The sequence below is a fragment of the Enterococcus sp. AZ101 genome, from assembly GCF_050499005.1.
Classification (GTDB): Bacteria; Bacillota; Bacilli; order Lactobacillales; family Enterococcaceae; genus Enterococcus_L; species Enterococcus_L ureilyticus.
The window spans coordinates 537,484-561,393 of sequence record NZ_JBMHEZ010000002.1 but is presented as its reverse complement, the minus strand read 5'-3'; the positions used below and the strand labels follow the sequence as shown (position 1 = coordinate 561,393).

Annotated in this window: 24 protein-coding genes; all 24 read right to left on the bottom strand. The window is 38.9% G+C overall.

Features of this window, described 5'->3' with window-relative positions:
• Positions 1-9: 9 nt before the first annotated feature.
• Complete coding sequence (locus tag IGJ50_RS12030; protein ID WP_429950600.1) at positions 10-765, bottom strand: tRNA 2-thiocytidine biosynthesis TtcA family protein; 756 nt, start codon at positions 763-765, stop codon at positions 10-12.
• 26 nt (positions 766-791) lie between these two features.
• On the bottom strand, positions 792-2,630 hold the full coding sequence (locus IGJ50_RS12025) for an LTA synthase family protein (protein WP_429950598.1): 1,839 nt from the start codon (positions 2,628-2,630) through the stop codon (positions 792-794).
• Positions 2,631-2,731: 101 nt separating this feature from the next.
• Entirely contained in the window at positions 2,732-3,772 is a 1,041-nt protein-coding gene (locus tag IGJ50_RS12020; protein ID WP_429950596.1) for a Gfo/Idh/MocA family protein, read from the bottom strand.
• A 170-nt stretch (positions 3,773-3,942) separates the two neighbouring features.
• Positions 3,943-4,911 carry a sugar phosphate isomerase/epimerase family protein gene (locus tag IGJ50_RS12015; protein ID WP_207121038.1) on the bottom strand — a complete coding sequence of 323 codons (969 nt, stop codon included), beginning with the start codon at positions 4,909-4,911 and terminating at the stop codon, positions 3,943-3,945.
• A complete protein-coding gene (locus IGJ50_RS12010; RefSeq protein ID WP_207121037.1) occupies positions 4,908-5,642 on the bottom strand; it encodes a ThuA domain-containing protein in 735 nt (244 codons plus the stop codon). The genes IGJ50_RS12015 and IGJ50_RS12010 overlap by 4 nt, the downstream gene beginning before the upstream one ends.
• A gap of 2 nt (positions 5,643-5,644) precedes the next feature.
• On the bottom strand, positions 5,645-6,739 hold the full coding sequence (locus IGJ50_RS12005) for a Gfo/Idh/MocA family protein (protein WP_429950594.1): 1,095 nt from the start codon (positions 6,737-6,739) through the stop codon (positions 5,645-5,647).
• A 643-nt stretch (positions 6,740-7,382) separates the two neighbouring features.
• Positions 7,383-7,523, bottom strand: coding sequence for a putative metal homeostasis protein (locus IGJ50_RS12000; RefSeq protein ID WP_207121035.1), 141 nt, complete (start codon positions 7,521-7,523; stop codon positions 7,383-7,385).
• A 34-nt stretch (positions 7,524-7,557) separates the two neighbouring features.
• On the bottom strand, positions 7,558-7,827 hold the full coding sequence (gene rpsN, locus IGJ50_RS11995; protein ID WP_207121034.1) for a 30S ribosomal protein S14: 270 nt from the start codon (positions 7,825-7,827) through the stop codon (positions 7,558-7,560).
• Positions 7,828-7,977: 150 nt separating this feature from the next.
• On the bottom strand, positions 7,978-8,847 hold the full coding sequence (locus IGJ50_RS11990) for an AraC family transcriptional regulator (RefSeq protein WP_069639549.1): 870 nt from the start codon (positions 8,845-8,847) through the stop codon (positions 7,978-7,980).
• 162 nt (positions 8,848-9,009) lie between these two features.
• On the bottom strand, positions 9,010-9,165 hold the full coding sequence (locus IGJ50_RS11985; RefSeq protein ID WP_167351667.1) for a hypothetical protein: 156 nt from the start codon (positions 9,163-9,165) through the stop codon (positions 9,010-9,012).
• A gap of 22 nt (positions 9,166-9,187) precedes the next feature.
• Positions 9,188-10,312, bottom strand: a complete 1,125-nt coding sequence (locus tag IGJ50_RS11980; RefSeq protein WP_429950591.1) for an ABC transporter permease — start codon at positions 10,310-10,312, stop codon at positions 9,188-9,190.
• Positions 10,309-11,457 (bottom strand): ABC transporter permease, encoded by a 1,149-nt coding sequence (locus IGJ50_RS11975; protein ID WP_429950589.1) that lies wholly within the window; start codon positions 11,455-11,457, stop codon positions 10,309-10,311. Before IGJ50_RS11975 ends, IGJ50_RS11980 begins: the two co-directional genes overlap by 4 nt.
• Positions 11,447-12,349 (bottom strand): ABC transporter ATP-binding protein, encoded by a 903-nt coding sequence (locus IGJ50_RS11970; protein WP_429950587.1) that lies wholly within the window; start codon positions 12,347-12,349, stop codon positions 11,447-11,449. The genes IGJ50_RS11975 and IGJ50_RS11970 overlap by 11 nt, the downstream gene beginning before the upstream one ends.
• Positions 12,350-12,573: 224 nt before the next feature.
• Positions 12,574-13,575, bottom strand: coding sequence for a sulfate/molybdate ABC transporter ATP-binding protein (locus IGJ50_RS11965; RefSeq protein ID WP_429950585.1), 1,002 nt, complete (start codon positions 13,573-13,575; stop codon positions 12,574-12,576).
• Positions 13,572-14,243, bottom strand: coding sequence for a molybdate ABC transporter permease subunit (gene modB, locus IGJ50_RS11960; RefSeq protein ID WP_069639554.1), 672 nt, complete (start codon positions 14,241-14,243; stop codon positions 13,572-13,574). Before modB ends, IGJ50_RS11965 begins: the two co-directional genes overlap by 4 nt.
• A 9-nt stretch (positions 14,244-14,252) precedes the next feature.
• Positions 14,253-15,071 (bottom strand): molybdate ABC transporter substrate-binding protein, encoded by an 819-nt coding sequence (gene modA / locus IGJ50_RS11955; protein WP_429950582.1) that lies wholly within the window; start codon positions 15,069-15,071, stop codon positions 14,253-14,255.
• Between the two features lie 25 nt (positions 15,072-15,096).
• Entirely contained in the window at positions 15,097-16,071 is a 975-nt protein-coding gene (locus IGJ50_RS11950) for a molybdopterin-binding protein (RefSeq protein WP_207121027.1), read from the bottom strand.
• 15 nt (positions 16,072-16,086) lie between these two features.
• The gene (locus tag IGJ50_RS11945; RefSeq protein ID WP_207121043.1) at positions 16,087-16,560 is read right to left on the bottom strand and encodes a molybdenum cofactor synthesis domain-containing protein; all 474 of its coding nucleotides are present in this window, start codon (positions 16,558-16,560) and stop codon (positions 16,087-16,089) included.
• Positions 16,553-16,987, bottom strand: a complete 435-nt coding sequence (locus IGJ50_RS11940) for an MOSC domain-containing protein (protein WP_207121026.1) — start codon at positions 16,985-16,987, stop codon at positions 16,553-16,555. The genes IGJ50_RS11945 and IGJ50_RS11940 overlap by 8 nt, the downstream gene beginning before the upstream one ends.
• A 5-nt stretch (positions 16,988-16,992) precedes the next feature.
• On the bottom strand, positions 16,993-17,958 hold the full coding sequence (gene moaA / locus IGJ50_RS11935) for a GTP 3',8-cyclase MoaA (RefSeq protein WP_207121025.1): 966 nt from the start codon (positions 17,956-17,958) through the stop codon (positions 16,993-16,995).
• A 25-nt stretch (positions 17,959-17,983) separates the two neighbouring features.
• Positions 17,984-18,484 carry a cyclic pyranopterin monophosphate synthase MoaC gene (moaC, locus tag IGJ50_RS11930; RefSeq protein WP_069639560.1) on the bottom strand — a complete coding sequence of 167 codons (501 nt, stop codon included), beginning with the start codon at positions 18,482-18,484 and terminating at the stop codon, positions 17,984-17,986.
• Positions 18,485-18,671: 187 nt separating this feature from the next.
• On the bottom strand, positions 18,672-19,874 hold the full coding sequence (locus IGJ50_RS11925) for a molybdopterin molybdotransferase MoeA (protein WP_207121024.1): 1,203 nt from the start codon (positions 19,872-19,874) through the stop codon (positions 18,672-18,674).
• Positions 19,875-19,889: 15 nt separating this feature from the next.
• Positions 19,890-22,607 carry a formate dehydrogenase subunit alpha gene (gene fdhF, locus IGJ50_RS11920; RefSeq protein WP_429950580.1) on the bottom strand — a complete coding sequence of 906 codons (2,718 nt, stop codon included), beginning with the start codon at positions 22,605-22,607 and terminating at the stop codon, positions 19,890-19,892.
• Position 22,608: 1 nt separating this feature from the next.
• The gene (locus tag IGJ50_RS11915; protein WP_429950578.1) at positions 22,609-23,907 is read right to left on the bottom strand and encodes a complex I 51 kDa subunit family protein; all 1,299 of its coding nucleotides are present in this window, start codon (positions 23,905-23,907) and stop codon (positions 22,609-22,611) included.
• Positions 23,908-23,910 lie beyond the last annotated feature (3 nt).

Sequence of the window (23,910 nt, the reverse complement as noted above, 5' to 3'; positions counted from 1 at the left end):
TTCATAACTTTATTCAGGTCCATTCATCGATTTTGTCCAGAAATTTTCAACCAAGCCATGTTCCATACCCATAATAAATTTCTCTCTAATATCAGGATAGGCTTGTGCCAAACCACTTATAAGCTGTTTGATTTCTTCCCTTTTCGTTTTTTTATCGACCGGACAAGGGTTAAAAATAACCGGTAATGCTTCTCTTTTGACAAATTGAATGACTTGTTTTTCTTCTACGTATAGCAACGGACGGATCAACGTAATATCGGTTTTTGATAAATAACTAATAGGATCAAAACTAGCCATTTGTCCATGAAATAAAAAATTCATAAAATACGTTTCGATTGCATCATCTAGGTGATGACCTAAAGCCACTTTATTACAGCCAAGTTCTTTAGCATATTTATACAAAATTCCTCTGCGTAGTTTTGCGCATAAGGAACATGGAGAGCGTTCTTCTCGGATATCAAAGACTACTTGAGCAATATTGGTTGGGACAACCTCTAATTCATAGCCCAACTTTTCCACAAATTCCTGCAATGGTGCAATATCCATATCAAATCCCATTGCTAATGTGATTGGGACAATGTCAAATTCGAAGCCCAAGCGCTGTTGCTTACTGATCGTATCTAAAAAATACAACAAACTGGTACTATCTTTGCCACCACTCATTCCGATTGCTACTTTATCACCTGGTTGGATCATGCGATGGTTTAATACCGCACGACGAATCGGGTTATAGTAGATCTGATTATCTTTCTTTTTAAAACTCATTGTTTACTCCTTTTCGGTCACTTGGTTCATTTAAAAAATTCTGTTTTTAAACTATAGCTCTCACCTGAAACGATATCATATTGGATCTGACGATAATCGTCGTATAATTCTTCTTGGGTTCTATTTAGTTTTAACGTTTTGCTCCATTGCTTATCTTTATAGTAGAACCCTTTTTCAAATGCTGGTACCTGCTTTTCAAGTTCCGTCAATAATTGATAAAAGCCTGTCATTTGCATGCCGCTTTGTTCAAACAATGTCGGTGCAAAATAAAATGGACTGCTGAGTGCGTCGTGTGTGTTTTTTGCACTCAATTTCTGTTGATTATCGTACATCAAAAACTCAGTCTCGTGCATAGTGACTTCATCATTGTCAGCTTTGATTTCATCAGAATAAATACTTGGTAAATGATCCCCCCAAAAAACAACCAAGGTTCGTCGCTTGACATCATTTAAAGCGGTTGTGAATTGTTTTAACGCTTCACTGCTATAGGCAACATCTTGCATATAACTATCAATGGCTTTTTTATTGCCCTGACTTTTAGAAGAGTAATCTGTTGTTACATATTTATCACTGTAAGGCATGTGTGTCTGCATCGTCACTAAATGAACAAACTGTGGTTTTTTCTCATCTTTGAGGAGATCTAGCACTTCTTGATAGGCGGATTCGTCAGAGATGTAGGGATTATTTTCGATTTTTTCTTTATAATTCATCGTGTCTTCGCTAATAAATCGATCAAAACCAAAGGTGTTGTAAACATCTTTTCTTTTATACATCGAGGTATTATATGGATGGATCGCAGTTGCTTGATATTCTTGATTTTTTAATAATGAAACGATTGATGGGATTGTTTCCATTTTAGGAATCAGCATCGTATAAGGAGTTGTTAACTGAGCGTTAAATAGTTCCATTGAAAAACTAGTCAATGCTTCAAATTCGATATTCGCCGTCCCACCACCATAATTTTGCGACAACATTTGTCCACTGTAGGTTGTTTTTGCGATAGCATTATATTCTTTTAAGGGATCTTTATTGACGGTTACCCCTGATAAATTCTGCGGATCAGAAAAACTCTCACTCATCACAAAAATAATATTCGGTTGTTCCTCCTCTAATGATTCATTGATTTTTTGCGCTTTTTTTGTGTATTTATCAGTAATTTCTTCAATGGTCTTTTTGGAGTAATTCTCTGGCTCATTCATCGCTTCAACCTTTAGATTATATAAAAACCCACCCATAAATCCTGTATTGTAATAGTTCATTTTTTGGCTATAGGGAATCCATAAAGCTGTTTTGTCGTAGGCTTTTCGTAATACATTACTTGAATCGTTGAAATGACTGATGTAAAACAATAACCCAATCGTTATAACTAAACTTGAAAGACGTGCGATTTGCCAGTTTTTTGATAAGTGTCGGCTCTTATAAACAGCTCTTCCAAAAAAGAATAAGCCCACAGCTGCAATGAGTAAAATAGCAATAAAAGGAATCGTTCCAATCATTTCCCTCAATAAGCCAAATTCCGTGATCATTTTCAAATCATCTGGATAAATTGGTTCAGTTCGGTAAAACATTTTTTGATAATTTGCAAATCCTAAAATCCCGATCGTGATTATATACAGCAAACTACCGAAAGCAAGCGAACCTGCCAAACTGCACAAAAATAGTAAGAATATCAATAGGACTGTACAACCTAAAATAAATTTTTCTGTGTGCCATGAGAAAGCAAATTTGACGACTAGTTCTAGCGATAATTCATTTTGACACCATTGTAAGTATAAGTTGCTGATCAAAACTAATAAGATCATTCCGATCATGATGAGCGGGTATTTGATCGTTTTTTTCTTAAATAGTTGCAGTTTTTTCTTCACACTATTCTCCCTTTTCTTTTTTCCTCAATACGTTCCTTAATATTTTATGCTTAGTCGAAAAAAAAGTAAAGCTCCCAACATGGGAACTTTACGAACTTTCATTATTTTAACTTTTTAGCTGTTTCAAAAATTTCTTCGATCAAGATCATTACTTTGCGAACCTCTTCATTTTTCACAACAGGTTCAGCTTGTTCTCGAACAACCTTGTAGAAATTTTTATAAAACGGATCATATTCTGCCGAAACGTTTGGTAGCTTCTTCGTTTCTGTTGCTTCTTCCGATGGCGGTGCCATCGTTTTCGTCAAGCCGACCCCTGCTTGGATTGGTTCAGGTGCTTGAATAGCTTGTTTATCAGATTCGATCACTAGTTCACCAGACAGATCCCAATCGTGAATGACGCCAGTTCCCTTAGTTCCCTTTAGATACCAGCGCGGCAGTTTGATATAGTTGGTCGTCCCCACCTCGATGATAGCACGGCTACCGTTTTCAAAGATAATGTATGCAATAAAGCCATCGTCTACTTCATCTCCAAGAATATAGCTTAAATCAGCTAAAACTTTTACAATACGGCTATCTACTAAAAACAACAGTTGGTCTAATAAGTGCACGCCCCAATCTAACAGCATTCCGCCACCGTGCTTTAACTCATGACGCCAATCACCGGGAATTCCGTTTGCCCCTTGCACACGGCTTTCAATTTGAAACAATTCACCAATTTGCTGGTTTTTGTAAAGCTCTCGAGTAATCAAAAAGTCTGGATCCCAGCGGCGGTTTTGATGGACCATAAAGGTTAGACCAGTTTCTTTAGCAACTTTCAATACTTCATCTAATTCTGCGACATTCATCGTTACTGGTTTTTCGCAAACAACATGCTTGCCTGCTTTTAATGCTTGAATCGCTAACTCCTTGTGTGAATCATTAGGTGTGGCAATCAATACAGCTTCTATGGTTTGATCTTGTAGTATGTCTTCTAACGATGAATAAATTTTATGATTGTGTTGACTGGAAATTGCTTGACGTTCTTCTGAATGATCATAGGTCCCAACAACGTGGATTCGTTCGTTTTCATTTGGCATAATGTTGTGAATATGGTAGGAGCCCATACCGCCGTATCCAATTACGGCAAAATTAATTGCGGTCATTTTTTTGTCCTTTCTATCTATAAAAGGTAATTGATTTTGGGTGCTGAAAGAGTTGGTCAGAAACGGTCGCTACCTTCTCTTTGACGTCTAGCTTTGCTGTGAACAACAAGGAACACAGTGAGTCGATGTTGAACAGTACAAGACGACTGTATGGAGCGTTGTTTCCTTGATTAAACCCACCACATTTCCGTAGGTTGCTCTTTGATCATGATACTTTTCAAATTAGTGATTGCTCTATTCAAGCCTTCCGCTGTAGACATGATTGGGTCTTCGTGTTCAATGCTCAACACATAATCATAGCCATAAATTCTCAACGCACTAATGATATCTGACCAAACTTTCAGATCATGACCGCACCCAACAGAACGGAAAGTCCACGCGCGACTTTTTACATTACCGTAGGGTTGCATGTCTGTGAGCCCATGCATATTGATATTGTCTTGATCCAAGTACGTATCTTTTGCATGGAAATGGTGGATCGCATTTGCTTCACCTAAAATTTTAACTGCCGCTACTGGATCGATACCTTGCCACCATAAATGACTAGGATCTAAATTACAGCCGATTGCTTTTCCCGTTGCTTCACGGAGTTTCAGCATCGTATAAGGGGTATGACATAAGAAACCGCCATGTAGTTCGATCCCGATTTTTACACCTGAATCTTCTGCAATCGTATTGATATTTTTCCAATAAGGAATTAATTGCTTTTCCCATTGATAATTATAGTTCTCTGCGTATTCTGTTGGCCAAGGTAACACAGGCCAATTGACTTGGGTATCGGTTGCATTGCCTCCTGCTATTCCAGAAAAACCGTTCACTACTGAAACATTCATTAACGAAGCTAGTTTGATCGTTTTTTGTAATAGTTCATCTGCTTCTTGCGCCGTTTCTTTTAGTGGTGAAATAGGATTATTATGACAGCTCAATGCACTGATCGTTAGGCCTTTGTCAGCAAGTTTTGCTAGATACTCTTTTCTAGCCTCTGAACTCGCTAGTAATTTGTCGATAGCTAAATGAGCATTTCCTGGAGAACCACCTGTTCCAATTTCAACTGTTTCTAGTCCTGCTTTTGAGACGGTATCAATCATTTCTTCAAAGCTTAAATCATTAAATAAAGGAGTAAATACACCTAGTTTCATTGTTCAGTTCCTTTCTTGTTCGCAATAGATTCTACAGGCTCATGGTGACCGTAATTCGGATAACTATTTTGCGTTGGCTGACACCAACGAACCCCATTTTTGATGACTTTTTGAACTTCTTTATTATAATAGGAAGGATACGTTTCGTGGCCTGGTTGAAAATAAAAGATTTTCCCATTCCCACGATGATACGTACAACCACTACGAAAAACTTCGCCACCAGGATACCAACTGATAAAAATCAGATCATCAGGTGTTGGAATATCAAAATGTTCGCCGTACATCTCTTCTTTTTCTAATTCGATATACTCGCCAATTCCTTCAACGATTGGATGACTTGGTGCAACGGTCCATATACGACAATGTTCTTCCGCCTCTCGCCATTTTAAATCGCACGATGTCCCCATTAGTTTCATAAAGATTTTTGACATATGACCTGAATGAAGGACCACGAGTCCCATCCCTTCCAACACACATTGATAGACACGTTGAACAATTTCGTCTGAAACTTCTTGATGTGCCACATGGCCCCACCAAATCAAGACATCCGTATTGGCTAAAACTTCCTCTGTTAAGCCATGTTCCGGTTCATCTAACGTAGCAGTTTGGACAGTAAAGTCTTCTTTTAAAAATCGAGCAATTTGTTGATGAATCCCTTCTGGATAAACTTTTTTGACAGCTTCATCTGTTTTTTCATGACGAAATTCATTCCATACTGTAACTTGAATCATCGTTATCCACCCTTTCTTTCACTGAAAAATACAGGCTGATTTGTTTCAGACGCTTTGTAGATTGCTTCAAGGATCTCTGTCACAACTAAAGCTTGTTCAGGTTTAACAACAGGTTCTTTATCCTTAATGATCGCATCGATCCAAGACTGTACTTCTAACACTTCCGGCTTGTCGCCAGCACCATCATAAAAATCAACGCCACCAGGTTCTAATTCAATTTTTTTCTCAAAAAGTGTACTGTGATCTTCTCCATTGATGGTTAATCCATCATTCATATCAGCCCCGCCTTTAGTGCCGTGAAGAGTAGTTTTAGCTTCTTTTACATCTAAACTATTCAATGCCCAGCTAGCTTCTAAAAAGATTGTTGCACCATTTTCCATCATAATAAAACCGAATGCCGAATCTTCAACAGTGAATTTTTCAGGGTCCCAAGCCCCCCACGCATTGGCTGCGTTTTCGGTCTCTGCAAGTTTATGATAGGCTTTTCCTACTACATATTTTGGTTTATAATTGTCCATCAGCCATAGCGTCAAATCCAGTGCATGCGTACCAATATCAATCAACGGGCCGCCACCTTGGGCTTCTTCATCAAGAAAAACACCCCAAGTGGGAACAGCACGACGGCGAATAGCATGGGCTTTAGCAAAGTAAATTTCGCCTAGTTCGCCTTCATCACAGATTTCATGTAAATAGGTCGAATCTTTTCGGAAACGATTTTGATAGCCAATCGTTAATTTTTTTCCTGTTTTTTCTGCCGCTTCGATCATGCTACGTGCTTCGGCTGATGTTTTAGCCATTGGCTTTTCACACATTACATGACAATCGGCTTCCATCGCTGCAATCGATAGTTCCGCATGCGTGCTGTTTGGCGTACAAACATGAACAACATCCAACTCCATTTCTTCAAGCATCTTCTGATAATTAGTAAATGTCTTCGCTGTTAATGTTCCATAGTATATTTTTGCTTCTTCTGCTCGTTCACTGATCAGATCACAAAAAGCAACCAATTCTACTTCCTTAACCTGTGCAAGCGCTGGCAAATGTTTACCATTAGCAATCCCACCACAACCGATAATTCCTACTTTCAACAATGTCATCAAAAAACCTCCAATAATATACATCTATTATTCAGTGGACAATAAAACGGTTCCACTTCTACACTATTACTATACAAAAAAATGAAAGAGCTTTCTTCCTAGATTATGGTTGAAAAATTCCTGGATATTGCTGTGAATCACTGCGACTGGCTCCGCCAGAGCAGATGATGAACAGTACTTGGCGAACAACGTGAGCGAAGTTTCCTTACTTATCAATCACTGCGACTGGCTCCGCCAGAGCAGATGATGAACAGTACTTGGCGAACAACGTGAGCGAAGTTTCCTTACTTATCAATCACTGCGACTGACTCCGCCAGAGCAGATGATGAACAGTACTTGGCGAACGACGTGAGCGAAGTCTCCTTACTTATCAATCACTGTGACTGGCTCCGCCAGAGCAGATGATGAACAGTACTTGGCAAACAACGTGAGCGAAGTCTCCTTACTTATCAATCACCAAACACCTTACAACATACTGATGTTGAACAGGACAAGCCGTCTAAAATGAGTGTTATCTACCTACTTGCAAAACACCAACAATTAACCACAGCATGAAAACAAAACAACCTAAATAAAACGAAAAAAGCTCTTCCTTTTATACTAAAAGGAAGAACTTCATTCTCTCATTTGTTCTGAAAAAAACTTAGCCAGCACTACCAGAAGCCATCACTCGATGTCTTTGCTCCCGCTTATATTGCTGAATGATTTTCAATGCCCGTTTTCTGGTTTTTCGGTTTGTACACTTCAATCGTCTACGTGCACTTGAAAGGTCTTGTTTCTCCATCAAATCACCTCTTTGCATCTATTGGTCGGTCTCATTACCAGCTTGCTTTGTGTACGCCTGGAATTTGTCCTTGGTGTGCTAACGTTCTAAAATTGATCCGTGACATGCCAAATTTACGCATATAGGCTCTTGGTCGTCCATCAATCAAATCGCGATTTTTCAAGCGATTTGGATTAGAATCTTTTGGTAATTTTGCAAGAGCCACGTAGTCATTATTTGCTTTTAACTCATTACGTTGTTCAGCGTATTTTTCGATCAATGCTTGTTGATGTTTCGCTTTGGCAATTTTTGATTTTTTAGCCACTTTTCTTTCATCCTTTCTAAATCGTAATGATTACTTTTTAAGAGGGTTAAGAGTAACATCAAACAAAAGAAAATGCAAGTTTTTTATTATAAAAAAAGCCCAGGATTTAGGCTCTTCTTTTCATTCAATTTATAGTTAACTTGTTTTCTTTTATTCTATAATCATCTTTTGATATTTCAACGGTGAAACGCCTACTTGCTCTTTAAACACATGATGGAACGTCTTCACACTAGCAAATCCTGACTTTTCAGCTACTTCGATCATCGGTACTTTTTCATTTGCCAAAATAAACTTCGCTTGATTGATGCGGTATTCCGTCAAAAAACGCATGAAGGTCATTCCAGTATTCGCCTTAAAAAATCGGGTGAAATAATAAGAGCTAAAGCCGCTATATTTTGCTACCTCTTCCAATGTTAGCGATTCTTCATAATGATTCTCAACATAGCTAAAGATCCGATCTAACAGTTCTAAGTTCTCTTTGTATTTGATTGTGGAAGCTTTTGCACCTTTTTTAACTTCTAGTTGTGTTTGAGGTAGTCTTCTATAAAAAGTTGTGATCAATTGAAATAGTAAACTAAAGAGCGCATACTTTTTCCCCTGATTATTTTTTTCGTATTCTTCAAATAACTGTTGCAATAGCTGTTTAATATCTGACACTAAGGACTTCGACCATTTTGAACTGTGTTTTTCTCCTGTTTCAAATAATTCAATCAACGAGCCGTCCCCTACTGATTTTAACTGCTTCTCATTAAATAAGCTTAAATCAAACTGATAAACGATTCGTTCACTGTTTGGTGACGCTAAAAAATAATGAGGTTCGCCACTGGCAAAAAAATAGATTTCTCCTTCAGATAAGTGGACAATTTCATCGCCTACACCGATATTGACAGTTCCATGGATTGAGTATATCAATTCAATTTCTTTATGCCAATGCGGGTAAACGATTGTCATACCGTCATTGATAAACGCTCTAAAAAGAAGCTTTTCTTCGAATTCGGGTCTTTCTAAATATACGCTCATTTTCTGCCTCCAACTCTGTCTCTTCCTCTTTACTTTATCAAAGTTTTGATTATTTACAACCGCTTTTATGCAAAAAAATGACCGAGATATAACTCTAGGAGTTACAACTCAGTCACCTGTCAGCTGGCCGAACGTTTGTGTCTCAGCCTCATTAAAAGTTTCCTATTTCATTTGTGCTAGTTTAGACTTTATCTCTTCAACTGAATAAGTTTTAAGCAGCCTTTTCACTTCTCCTTCTACATTGAAGACCCCAGCTTTGGTAAATCCTAAATTTTTAAGTGCAACCGTTAAATAATCAATAAACTCATCGTCTTTCAAACCAGTTCACTTCTTTCTATTTTTATAATTTCCATCGATGAACATTTTTCTTAAAACAAACATAGCCCAGCGTTAGCAAAATGACTGTCCCTAAGCTCAAAACAATGACACCATTCAAACTATTGATTTGTTCATTATGCATCGTTCTAGGCAGACACCAATTTGCATAATATTCTTGGTTTTCAATTGAAAATAATTCAAAGGGATGAAAATCGTAACCGACAAATAGTTTACTCACATTCAAGTAGGTAAATGGATTCGCATGTGCGTACTTCCTTACAAGCGCATTGTTTAAAGTACTTATTGTGTGCCCTTCAAACAAAATCAATAAGGTCACAATGATACTAAAACTCGTTTTTTTCACTAAAATACTGACCAAAAAGTGAAGCGCCAAAACAAATGCCAAGACAAAAGCAAATACAAACAACAACTGTCCAATATATTGACTAATCGGGATGAATTTCATCGACGTTTTTGTAAAAACAATCACTGGGTAAAAAAATGAGCTTTTACCCGAAAATAGACTCGCTATTATAAACCCAAAAAGTGATAGCCCTCCAATCATGAGCATCGACTGAATCCAAGCTAGGCTATATTTCATAAAAAATAAACGACTTCTCTTAATCGGTTGAGAAAAATAAAAATATAAACTCCGTTCTTCGATTTCTTTCGTTAGACTATCCCCAAACAAGAATAACAACAAAATGATCCCAAAGCCACTTACTAAGTAAGTCAATAAAATCGCCGTAAAAACAGTATTCTTTGTTCCATAACGCATCGATTGTGGAGGGATTTTCTGTTTTGCTAGCTCATTATTTAACATCGTCCGATAAAATGGATATGTTGGCAATGTCAACTCTCCAACTAATGATTTTCCCTGATCAGCGGCTGTGCGAAACCCTTCTTCCTGTGCTTCTATGTCTTGGTTTGTCTGTTTTAAGAAATGATCGATTTCATCACTATACTGACTTTGACCCATAACTGCTTTTTTACTACTTGCTAAAGAATTGATCAAACTATTTTCTTTTTGTCCCAGATAGCCATTCAATAGAAAGAGCATCACCGCCATAAGAAGACCAAGCACTAGAAATAAATACGTCTTACGTGTATGACCTATTTTCTTTAGCTCAAATAATAGTAGATTCATCGCTTCTTCTCCCTCCAATTCAGTCGCCAAACTAGAGCTAAAATTAGATTCCAGCTGATTAAAATAGCCAGTTGCGTAAGAAAAGAGCTTGAAACGTTACCACTGCCTCCAGCTATTTTAGGTGACAGATCCATATAGAAAAAAGGAAGATACGCATTTATTGCCTGAATCTTGGGCAGCAGTTTTTCTATAAGTATTGGAACAAACATAATGACTAGAAATATGCCTAATACCTCTAGAGCATTTTTTAGCCATTTAGACAACAATAATAAAAAGCTAAGTGTAAATGAAATAAAGAGTAATTGTAAACTGATGGTTTTAAGTAAAAAGAGCCATAATGGAATCAGTTTGACTGTTGTTCCCTGATAAATGGAGACAGGATAAATCAATGAGCCTGTTCCATGGAAAATACTTGCTACGACGAAGCCTAACACTAATAAAGTGATCAGACCACCAATAAAAATACTGAGCGCAACGATATATTTACGTTTAAAAAATCGTTTTTGACTTACTGGTTGAACGGCCATAAATAAATAGTTTTTCCGTTCATATTCACTAGTCAGAAAATCAAAAAACAATAAACCAATCATGATGACGATCAGAAAATTCATCCAATGATTTAGTAAATAGTAAACAAAATAAAAACCTTGTTGTCCTATTTCTAACTCTACTACAGGGATTTTCCGCTCAAGGAGCCATTGATTACGAGCAAGTTGCTCTGCAATGTTTGTTTCACTACGCCAGGGCTCCCCGCCTAAATCTAGGTATTTTTGCTGTAATTTGAGGCGGTTCGTTTGGATCGTCGTTTTTTTAGTCCACTTTTTTTCTAACTGAGCGGTATGTTCATCTTCTAATAGATAAACAATATCGATCAAGATTTTTTGTAGTGCTCGTTCTTTGCTAGAAGGTAGCTCCCCATGTTCATCTAGGAGCAATAATAATTTATAGTTCTCTGACGGACCAGAATATCCTTGAGGAGGGTCGATCTCATCATTGATTGCTTTGAGATGCTCAAAAACAGCCTGATCTGCTTCTTGATTCTTATCATAAAGATTTGCTAAAGAAACAAAAACTGAGAGCAGTGCTAAACTCACCAATAAGATATTTTTAGGATTCTTACTCCATTTTTTCCATTCAAATATCATATTGAGCCTCGCTATTTTTTTCGTATAAATTGAAGTAAATTGTTTCAAGTTGACCGTGGGTTACCTGGCAATCAAATAATTCTATTTCCTGCTCTTTACAAAAGGATCGAAAAACAGAAAATTGTTGTTTGGAGAATGTTCCTACAAACTTATAGTCAGAAAGTTTGGTGCAAGTAACATCGATTCTTGATAAAAAGGACAGTGCTTTTTCAACTTCCTTTAAAACAATCGTATATTCTATCGCATCAATCATTACCTCTTCTTTTTCGATCAATTTCCCTTCGTATAAGAAGACTACGTTGTCTGTTACTTTTTCAATTTCGTCAAGGTTATGCGAAGAAATAATCATCGATACCCCCTTACTCGCTAATGAACGAATAATCGTTCGTACTTTTATGATACTATCTGGGTCTAGTCCATTTAACGGCTCGTCCATCAACAATAATGCAGGTTGATTGATCAAAGCGATTGCTAATAGTAGATGCTGCTTCATTCCTAATGAATAATGCTTCACTTTCTTTTTCATGTATGTGCCAATGTCCAAATCTAAAATCAACTGTTGTAGTTCTTCTTTTGATTTTCCCTGCTCTTTTCGAACAAATTCTAAATGATCCCATCCAGTCAAATGACCATATAAAATCGATGAATCTTGTAAATAAGACATTTTATAAAATAACTGATAGTCCGTATGTGGTTGGTCGAATACTCGAATCGTTCCTTCATCTATTTGATCGATATTTGCAATACTATTTAATAACGTTGTTTTTCCAGTACCATTCGGTGCTACTAAGGCCAAAACTTTGGGCTCATCCAACGAAAAATCAAGTTCATCTAAAACTTGCTGTTCACCAAAGTATTTCGTTACTCCTTTAATTTCTAAAATTTTCCCCATTTTTCATTTTTCTCCTAATTTTTCTTAATTGCTTTCTCTCTGCAATCGTACACTTACTATTCTATCATTAAGCAGTAGATAGAGCCTTGCATTTTCGATGAACAATATGTGAATAAAATAAGAAGGTCAGATTTGTTCAATTTAAATAAGCACCCAAAATATCCGCCATAACTGCGACTATTTGGATGCGTGACAAATTAGACTTTAAATAACAGACCACTCGCTTATTTTAATACCATGATTGCTTCTGGTGAAAGGCTGAATCGTTTAATTCTGGCCGCTTCGATCTGCTTGCTGCCTTTCCACCAAAGATTGGTTTCTTGGCAGTTGAACCAAGCATTTTGCTCAAATGGTGTTTGCTGGCTGCTGATATACTCTACATCTAACTGATTAATTGCCGTATCATCTAACACTAAATCATGTGCTCGGATTCCAATATAACGACAATCTTTCGGGACCTCAGTTGCAACTGACAACGGTATTTTCCAGCCATCAACCTGAACGGAATGGGCATCTAGTGGCTTAACAGAAAAGATATTTTTGCACCCAGTCAAGCGTGCAGCTTCAACAGTTTGCGGCTGCTTAAATAAATCACTTGTGTTGCCTTTTATTAAGTCTGATTCAGTTAAAATCGCTAAAGTCGGACACAATCGATACAGTTCATCCAAGCTATGACTCACAATCAGCACATTGCCTTTGAAATCAGCTAAATGATCGTGTAATTCCAGTTGCAGTTCTTCTTTTAAAGCTGTATCTAGAGCCGAAAATGGTTCATCCAACAGTAACAATTCCGGCTCAAAAGCTAACATCCGCGCACAAGCCACGCGCTGTTTTTGTCCACCAGATAGTTGCCTAGGATAGCTGTTTCTTACATTTTCTAAATGAAACATGTGCAATAACTTTAAGATCAATCCTTGATCACTTGTCACACAACTTAAATTTTTATACACCGTTAGATGAGGAAACAAGGCATATTGCTGAAACAACAAGCCGACTTTACGCTTTTGCGGTGGCAAATTGATTCCTTTTTCCTGATCAAACAACACACGCTCCCCCAATTGAATCCGTCCTGAATCTGGAGTTTCGATTCCAGCAATACATTTAAGCAGCATACTCTTCCCACAACCTGATGCACCTAAAATGCCTAATGTTGTAGCTTCTATTTCAAAGGCGACTTGTAACGGATGATCCCGCAACTTTTTTTGAATGTCGACGAAAAGTTTCATAGTTGTCTCCTCCGGGCATTTCTACTGAAAAGCTCTGTCAAAAATAACATGAGCAAACAGATAACCACAATAACTGTCACGTAATTTTGAGCTAAGGACCAATCACCAGCCGCCACTGCCGAATAAATCGCTAATGGCAGCGTTCGGGTTTTGCCAGCGATATTTCCTGCTAACATGGTCGTTGCACCAAATTCTCCTAATCCTCTAGCAAAAGCCAATACCCCACCAGCCAAAAGTCCATTGAGCGCTAGAGGCAGCGCAATTTTAAAGAAGATTTTTTTCTCTGAGAATCCTAACGTTTGAGCTGCAGCGAACAAATCTGGTTCAATTTGCTCAAAAGCAGCGATTGCTGAACGATACATCAATGGAAACGACACCGCGACTGCTGCAATCACCGTAGCAGTCCAAGAAAAGACCACTTTGACAGCAAAAAAATCTAATAAGAATTTGCCAATCGGCTGTTGCACCCCAAAAATATCCAGTAAAAAGAAACCAAAAACCGTTGGTGGCAACACCAGCGGCAAGGTAAATAGACTGTTGAACAGAATTTTAAGCCCATGATTTTTTAATCGAAAAACAAAATAAGCAATCAGCGTCCCACTAAAGAAAGTCAAGACTATCGACAGCATCGCTGTCTGAAACGAAATAATGATCGGACTCAACTCCATTACACTCACCTACTTATTCATAATAAATCCAGTATCTTCAAAATATTTTGCAACTTCTTTGCTTTCTAAGAATGTCAAAAATTCCTCAGCTGCGGCTTTTTCTTGCGACTTTTCAACTAGAGCAACTGGATAGATAATGGGTTCATTCAACGTATCTTCTGGTAAAACTGCCACAACTTTTACTTTATCGCTCGAAGCGGCATCTGTCGCATAAACTAAACCAGCTTGCGCACTTCCTTCCGCCACCCAATTTAGTACTTCGGTTACATTGGTGCCAAAACTAGCATGATTCTTGACATAATCCCAATAGCCTAAGGCTTTTAGCCCTTTTTCAGCATATTGACCTGCTGGGACACTGGCTGGATCACCAACTGCAATCATTTCCGCTTTTTTCAAGTCACTAAAGTCCCGCCAATCTACCTCAGAGGCACTTGGAACAATCATCACTAATTGATTTTGCAGTAAGGGTACCACGCTCTTTTTATCGATCAACTTTTGCGAAACCAGAGCATCCATTTGTTTTGTAGCAGCCGAAAAGAAAATATCCGCTTCCAAACCTTTTTCAATTTGTGCTTGTAATTTTCCTGAACTGTCATAATTGCCTTCGACCGTTGTCTCAGGATGTTCTTTTTCAAAAGCTGGAATGATTTGTTTTTCCATCACTGACTCTAAACTTGCTGCCGCTGCAATCAATAAATGTTGTTCCTCCGTTTGACTGCTTGAACTGGATGAAGTTGCTGTCTTTTTATCATTAGCTGTACAAGCGGTTAGAAATAGAAAGGCTACTAGCAACAGCCGAATGACTTTTACCTTGTGATGTTGTTTCATTCTTATTCCTTCTTCCACTTTATTTTTATAAATAGCCGCCATACCCTAAAGCATTGATTTCACTTTTTGTTATGTTGTCTTGCGCAATAATTCTTGGTAACAATAAATCGAATACTGTCCGCTCAGAAAACATGACTCCACCTGGCAGTCCTACAATCGTTTTTCCGTTCAAATAAGCTAACAATAACATCGAACCTGGTAAAACAGGCGTCCCATGAGAAATAATTTTTGCACCAGTTTGCTTGATGGCTAAAGGCGTACGATCATCTGGATCAACACTCATTCCACCTGTACAAAAAACAAGATCTGCACCTGCCAGCAGCATTTCTTCGATGGCTGCTGTAATCATGTTTGGATCATCATTGACGATTTTATGAAAGTCAATGGTACATAGCGGATACTGCGCTAGTTTTCCTTTCACAACTGGGGTAAAGGAATCGGCAATCAATCCGTTGAAAACTTCACTCCCTGTCGTAACAATTCCTGCCACTACAGACTTAAAGGGAATCAGCGATAAAAGGGCTGCTCCGCCAAGTAACTCTTCTGCTTGAAGTAAGGTTTCTGGTTCGATTTCCAAAGGAATGATCCGTGTACCAGCCAACTTTTGCCCAGCTTTGATCCTTTGGTTACTTTTCAACGTTGCAACGGCAATTTTTCCAATTGAATTCAGCTTAAATAATAAGTCTTGGTTGACTTTTAACAATCCATCTACTTCCGCTACAACCTCGATCTTTCCTTCTGAAATAGACGTCGGCCGCATAAAGTCTCCAGCGATTAAATGATACAAAAAGTCGGCAGCCTCATTTTCATGGATCAAATCGGACTCTTCTGATTTTAAAAATAAGTGCTCTTTACCTAGTGAAAGTAACACAGGGATATCTTCTGCTTTCACTTGATGTCCTCTTGAAAAGAGGGCTCCTTTAAAGCTTCCTTTGACGATTTTGGTAATATCCTGACATAAAATCAGTCCTTGTGCATCCACTGTTTTTACCACTCTCATTCTGCTTTCCTCCGCTCAATGCGCTGTTTTTCGATCCGTTAAAATATCTAAGGCATGAGGCAAAATCGGTTGTAAATAGGTTAAATTTTCTGTCACGCCTTTAGGACTTCCCGGTAAATTGATGATCAGAGTCTTTCCACGTTGAACTGCGACACCTCGGCTTAACATGGCGAATGGCGTTTTTTGAATACTTAACATGCGCATTCCTTCACTAATACCCGGAATCTCTTTTTCTGCAATCCGTAATGTCGCTTCCGGTGTGATATCACGAACGCCTAAACCTGTGCCGCCTGTTGTTAGTATCAAGTCACAGGTTGAACACCATTCGATTAGAAGTGGGCTTAATTGATCTGCTTCATCTGGTAGTATCACTTGTTTGATTACGTCAAATTGCTCTTGTATCAGGTGCCTTATGATAGGGCCTGATTCATCTGTACGAAGTCCCTGAAAACCTGTATCGCTTAAGGTAATGATGCCAGCTTTATACAACTTCAAGTTTGTCTCCTTTTTTGATGTGCCCTGCTGTTACTACAACCGCAAAAATTCCTTCTCTTGGCATAATACAGTCACCAACTCGAGCATAAATCTGACAATGTTTATGACATTCTTTCCCAATTTGAGTCACGACTAGTTCAGCCTGACCAATACGAATTTGACTGCCGACAGGCAGTCTCCGTAAATCGATTCCTGAAACAATAATATTTTCACCAAACGCACCATTGCCAACATGAGCGCCTTTTTCATTAAATTCTGTGATTTTCTCAAACGACAAAAGACTGACTTGTCGATGCCAATTGCCGCCATGGGCATCATTTTCTAAACCAAATCCTTTCACTAAATCAACGGCTGCTATCTCCTTTTTTTGTGTTCCTCGTCGTTCACTGATGTTGATTCCAATAATTTCACCTACTGCCATAATGTTTACCCTCCAATTTGAGACATTAACCGAGAATCACCCTGATCCTCTAAAAAATGATGTTTCTCAGGTTTTTGCTGAATTGCTGTAAAGACTTGTTCTAGTAATAATTCTTTATTTTTTGTCTGCAATGCTACTTTTACATTACACCCGTCATCCATGTGTAGGCACGTTTTTAGGCATCCATCAGCAGTGAAGCGAATACGGTCGCATTCCGCACAAAAACAGTGTCCCAGCGCACTAATAAAACCAATTTTTCCTTTAAAATGTGGGAGAGAAAAGTAACTTGCTGGTCCGTTACCTAATCGTTGTTCAAAAGGAATCAGTTCACCATAGTTTTCTTCCAAGACGGAAATAAGCTCTTCTTGTGTTTTTCCAGGACAACCTTTGCCTAAACCAATCGGCATCAGTTCAATAAAACGAACGTGAATTGGGCTTTTTTTAGCCAACTTCGCAACTGTACAAATTTCTTTTTCCGTCAGCTCGCCTCTTGCTACGGTGTTGACTTTGATATTAGGTAAGCCAATTTCAATTGCTGTGCATAATCCATCCAATACTCTTTTGAGCTCTCCAACTCTTGTGATCTCGCGAAATTCATCAGGATCAAGTGTATCGATACTTACATTGATTCCATCTAATCCCGCTGCTTTTAAGGCACTTGCATACTTCCCTAATTGGATACCATTCGTGGTTAAGGTGACTTTTTCAATCCCTTGAATGGCTTTGATTGCTTTGATCAAAGGGATTGTGTCTTTCCTGGTTAAAGGTTCACCACCTGTTATTTTCACTTTTTTAATCCCTTGTTGCGCTAAGTTTTCAACTAAAAATAAGATCTCTTCCAGGCTCAATACTTCTTCTTTTTTCAAAAAACACATCCCTGTTGCCGGCATGCAGTATGTACAGCGAAGATCACAACGATCCGTTACTGATAGTCGAATATAATCAATTTCACGATTAAATGAATCTTTCATTTGAAGTCGCGTCCTTCCTACTCTTTCATTCGTCGCTTACTTGGTTTGTTGAGATGAAGTCACCACTTTTCCCACCAGATTTTTCTAACAGACAAACATTCGTGATTCTCATTTCACGATCCATTGCTTTACACATATCATAGATCGTCAATAGCGCAACATTCACACCAGTTAACGCTTCCATCTCTACCCCAGTTGGTCCAATTGTTTTGGTTAGACACTGAGCTGTCAAAAGCTGATCTGAGTTCCAGCTGAAGTCGATTTCACACTTGGTTAATGCTAGTACATGGCACAGAGGAATCAACTCGAACGTTTTTTTCGCTGCCATGATCCCAGCTATTCTTGCCACTTGCAGGACTTCGCCTTTTTTAATTGTTTGATTTTTGATACCGATGCCGACTGCTTTTTTCATATAGATCTCACCATATGCGAGCGCTGTTCTTTCACTTGCTTTCTTATCAGAAACATCAACCATCCGAGCCTTTCCTTGTTCATCGATATGGGTAAATTGTAGCTCTCTCTCCATTCAAACACCTCTCTTAAAACGCTTTCATCTTCTTGTTCTATCTGAAACTAATTCTCTTTGTTTTAAGTTTAGCACTACAACTAAAAAAAAACAATCTGATACAAATAATTTTTTTTAGCATATTTAACAAACAAAGATCAAGATAGAAAAGTACGCTTCATTTTCTACCTCAATCTTCTGTTAATGATTAGAATTCCCAGTAATACACGGTGACATGATCCCCTTTATTCAATACCCGTTTAGCAGGCTGATCAATGAAGCAGTTTGTTTCTAATGTATTATGAAATACGGAAGAGTAGTGTAGTTTTGTCTTCAAAGAAACACTACCCTCTTCTTCATAAGCACGAACAAAACGCCGAATCTTCGATAATTTTAATTCTTCCGTTAATTGAGCGCTCCTTCTTTTTAAATTTAATTCTGGACAATTCATAAAGTGCGCCAGCGCTGACCAATAAAATAAATGGAGATTGACCACCGCAGCAAATGGATTTCCAGATAAGTGTAACATTACTGTTTGCTGGTACAGACTGGCCATCATCGGCGTGCCTGGCTTCATTTTCACAAAATGAAACAGCGACTTGCCTTTTAGCTGTTGGATCACTTGAGGCACATAGTCTTTTTCTCCTACAGAAACTCCTCCTGTGGTGATCAGTATATCGACTTCTTGTATTTTTTCTCTAATAACACTTGAAATACTGTCAATCTCATCTGCACAATGTTCCATGAAAATAATTTTGCTGCCACTGGCTTGAATGAAGGAAGCCAGAGTATAGAGATTGCTGTCATAAATTTTTCCTGAAGTTAAAGGTGTTTTTAAAGAAATCAATTCACTACCAGTAGCAAGTATTCCAACTGTCATCGGGGCTAAAACAGTGACCTCTTCAATTCCTTGTGCAGCCAAAATACCAATTGCCCGACTATTCAGTAATTGGTATTTTGATAGCACTTTTTGATCAGCAGAAACATCCTCCCCGATGCATCCATAGTTACTTCCTACTTTGACTTCTTGATAAATCAGCACAGTACTCTCGCCATAATCTGTGCGTTCTTGCTTGATCACAGCATCATATGGCTTTGGGATAGGCGCGCCTGTCATGATCTTAACAGCTGTTCCTTGTGCTTGCTCTAGATTGTCAAGCGCATCCCCAGCAAAAATCGAGCCGACTACCTTTAAACAAATTGGTCGATCACGACTTGCACCTTGTGTTTCTTTTGCAACCACTGCATAGCCATCCATTCCCGCTCTAGGAAAATGAGGAACGGCTACTTTTGCTAAAATATCTTCGCCACACACTCGTCCACAGGCTTCTATAAGCGGGACTGTTTCTACTTTCTTTTGCTGCGCTAAAACCTGTTTGATTTTATGTTGCGCTTCTTCGACTTCAATCATTACAAGCGCTCCTTTTTACTTGATTGGTGCAATAGACACCGCACAAACCTTGTACTCTGGAATAATCGCGATATCATCAAAGGCAGCATTCGTCAGCTCATTTACATTGGCATCTGGAAAATGAAACGTCATGAACACTTCTTGTGGAAAGACTCGATTCCCAACAGCTGCATACGTTTCGATCGTCCCACGTCTAGAACGAACTCTGACTTTGTCCCCTTCTTCGATCCCCAAAAATTTGGCATCTACTGCATTGATTTCAATATACGATCGATCCGAAATTTGATTGATTCCTTCGGTCCGTCCAGTCATAGCGCGAGTATTGTAATGATACAACATTCGACCCGTCGACATTAGATACGGATAGCGTTCATCTGGTAGTTCTCTAGCTTTTTTGTATGGAATTGCCATAAATAATCCTTTGCCCCGAGTGAATTCACCTACATGCATGATCGGTGTACCAGCATCTTCCAACGTGCGACAAGGCCATTGCAGCCCTTCTTTTTCCAACCGCTCATAAGTAATCCCACCAAATGTTGGTGTGACAGAAGCAATTTCTTCCATAATTTCTTGGGCAGAATCATAATGGCACGGATAACCTAGACGAGTCATCACGTCACAAAAAATAGCGAAATCTTCTCTTGCTTGCCCTTTTGGTTCCACTGCTTTTCGGACACGCTGCACCCGTCTTTCAGTGTTAGTAAAGGTACCATCTTTTTCTGCATAACTGATTCCTGGCAACACAACATCTGCATAAGCGGCAGTCTCCGTCATGAATAACTCTTGTACCACAAAGAACTCTAGATTTTCCAGCGCTTTGCGTACATGATTCGTATCTGGGTCTGTGACGATCGGATCTTCTCCAAATATATACAAGCCTTTGATTTTCCCTTCAGTTGCCGCTGGTAATACCTGGGTTGAAGTCAAACCCGTTTTTCTATTTAATGATACATCCCAAGCCTTTTCAAATTTTTCCATCACTTCTGGGTTCGCAACTTTTTGATAACCTGGAAAATCATACGGCATACAGCCCATGTCACACGCACCTTGTACATTATTTTGGCCACGTAATGGATTGACACCACAACCAGGTTTGCCGATTTTTCCAACTAACATAGCCAGATTGGACATACTCATCACGCCCTCTGTCCCTGTAGAATGCTCGGTCACTCCTAAACAATAAATAATTGGTGCTTTTTCTGCCGTTGCATATAGTTTAGCGGCTTTGATCAAATCTTCTGCTTCAATATGACAGATTTCTGCCACTTTTTCTGGAGTATACTCTGCAACCAAGCGCTCTAATGCTTCAAACCCTTCTGTTTTTTCTTCAATAAAAGTTTGGTCAGCTAAGCCTTCTTTTAAGATCACGTGCATCATCCCATTTGCGAAAGCTACATTTGTTCCCGCTTGAATCTGTAGATGAAGTTCACTATTTTTCACTAAGTCGATTTTCCGTGGATCAACGACAATCACTTTTGTTCCATGTTGTATCGCTTGTCGAATTTGAGAGCCGATCACAGGATGGGCTTCCTCTGGATTTGAACCTACTAGTAAAATCACATCAACATCTGTCGTGATATCTGCAATTGGATTAGTCATTGCACCTGATCCTAGTGTATGTGCTAAACCATGTACAGAAGCTGAATGACAAACGCGGGCACAGTTATCTACGTTATTTGTTCCAAAAGCCGCTCTCATCATTTTTTGAAACACATAATTATCTTCATTTATCGAACGAGAACAAGAAAATCCCGCTAAGGAATCTGCCCCGTGGTCGGCTTTTAATTGACTGAATTTGTCTGCAACTAAGCTCAACGCTTCTTCCCAAGTCGCAGGTTCGAAAACACCATTACGCTTGATCAATGGTTCTGTGAGTCGATCGCCTGAACCAACAAATTTATAAGAGGCGAATTTCCCTTTTACACAAAGAAGGTTTTTATTTGCTGCTCCATTGATTGGCTCTACTCCAACTAATCGATTGCCCTTCACCACTAAGTTCATTTGGCAACCAGTGCCGCAATGTGGACAGGTTGTCGGTATTTTTTTCGTTTCCCACGCACGATACTTTTTGTGGTCTTTACTGACTAAAGCACCCGTTGGACAAGCAGAAACACAGTTTCCACACGATTCACATAATGACTGATCGAATGCAGCGCCATAACTAGGGGTCATTTTTGTATCAAAACCACGCTTAGCAATACTGATGACATCTCGTCCTTGTCTTAATTGACAAACTTTCGAGCAACGACGACACATAATACATTTTTCTGGATCATAGTCAAAGAATGGATTGCTTGTATCTTCTTGATGACACGACATACGTTTGCCGTTTGTAAAGCTAGTCTCATCAATTCCATAATCAAGACAATAGTCTTGTAGTTTGCACTCTCCATTTTTACCACATGAAAAACAATCTAACTTATGATTGCTTAATAGAAGATCCAATACAAACCGACGAGAGTCATTCACTCTAGGCGATGCTGTATGAACCACCATTCCATCTTGGCAATGCGCTGTACAAGAAGTCGTCAAACCACCTTTGCGTCCGCCTTGTATTTCGACTGTACACATTCGGCATGAGCCATCAGGAGCTAATTCTTTTAAATGGCAAAGCGTTGGTATTTCAATGCCTAGCTTTTCGGCAGCTGCTAAAACCGTGGTCCCTTTTGGAACTGTTACTTGATAATCATCAATCGACAATGTGACAGTCGCTGTTTTTAGTGTTGTTTCCATCTTACCAACCCCCTCCTTTTACTGATCCAACTGCTGTTTGAATGCCTGCTTCAAATTCTTCTGGAAAATAGCGAAGTCCGCTTTTCATAGGATTCGCCACAGATTGACCTAGCCCACAAGCCGAAAGATTCGTGACATGCATCAGCATTTTTTCTAAACGCTCTAGATCTTCGGGCGCAGCTGATCGAGTAGTGAATTTTTCTAATAATTCTAAAATCCGTGTTGTCCCTAAGCGACATGGGGTACATTTCCCACACGATTCATGGGCAAAGAACGCCGCTACACTCACTAAATAGTCAACGATATTTACTTGATCATCCATCACAACAATAGCACCTGAACCGATGGCTAGATCATGATCCCACAACCCTTCATAGGAATAAATACACTCCTCAAGGTTGCGTACCGCACCAATCGGTCCTGATTGACCGCCGAAATGAATAAATTTCAACGGGCGACCCGTAGACGAGCCGCCACCATATTCTTCGGAATACAAAATCTCTTTTAGAGGTATCCCGAGATTTACTTCATATAATCCACGATTTTTGATATGACCAGACAGACAAATGAGCTTCGTACCTCCACCATCTTCCGTTCCTAAATCACGATAAGCTTGACCACCTTCTCGTAAAATAACTGGAATACCAGCAAAAGACTCCACATTATTTACTAAAGTTGGCTTCAAATACAACCCCACATCTGCTAAGTGTGGTGGTTTTACTCTAGGTCTGCCGGTTTTACCTTCAATTGAATTTAACAGTGCCGAATTTTCGCCACAAACGTATGCTCCAGCCCCAGAAATAATTGTAATTTTGTAATTAAAGCCTTCAATTCCTAAAATATTTTCTCCTAAGAATCCTGCTTTTTCAGCATTATCCAACGCTTCTTGAAAAATTTTTTGAATCCGCAGATATTCACCGCGCATATAAATATAACCAGCTTTAGCGGAAAAAAGAAATCCTGCAATGATCATTCCTTCGATCACACTCAAAGGATCATGCTCTAATAAAGCCTTGTCTTTAAACGTTCCAGGTTCCCCTTCGTCTGCATTACAAACAATATACTTCGTATCTCCTTTGGCACCGTATAAATGGCGCCATTTCTTCCCTAATGGAAAAGCTGCTCCACCACGTCCACGTAAATGCGCAAGATCCAACTCAGCTAAAATTGTTTCTTTATCCATCTCGATAGCCTTCAACAAGCCTGCAAACCCCTGATAATGCTGGTATTCCTCTACATTTGTGGCTTGCTTCATTTTCATCGTACGTTCTAGTAAAACCGGTTGATTTCGTTGGATCATTTT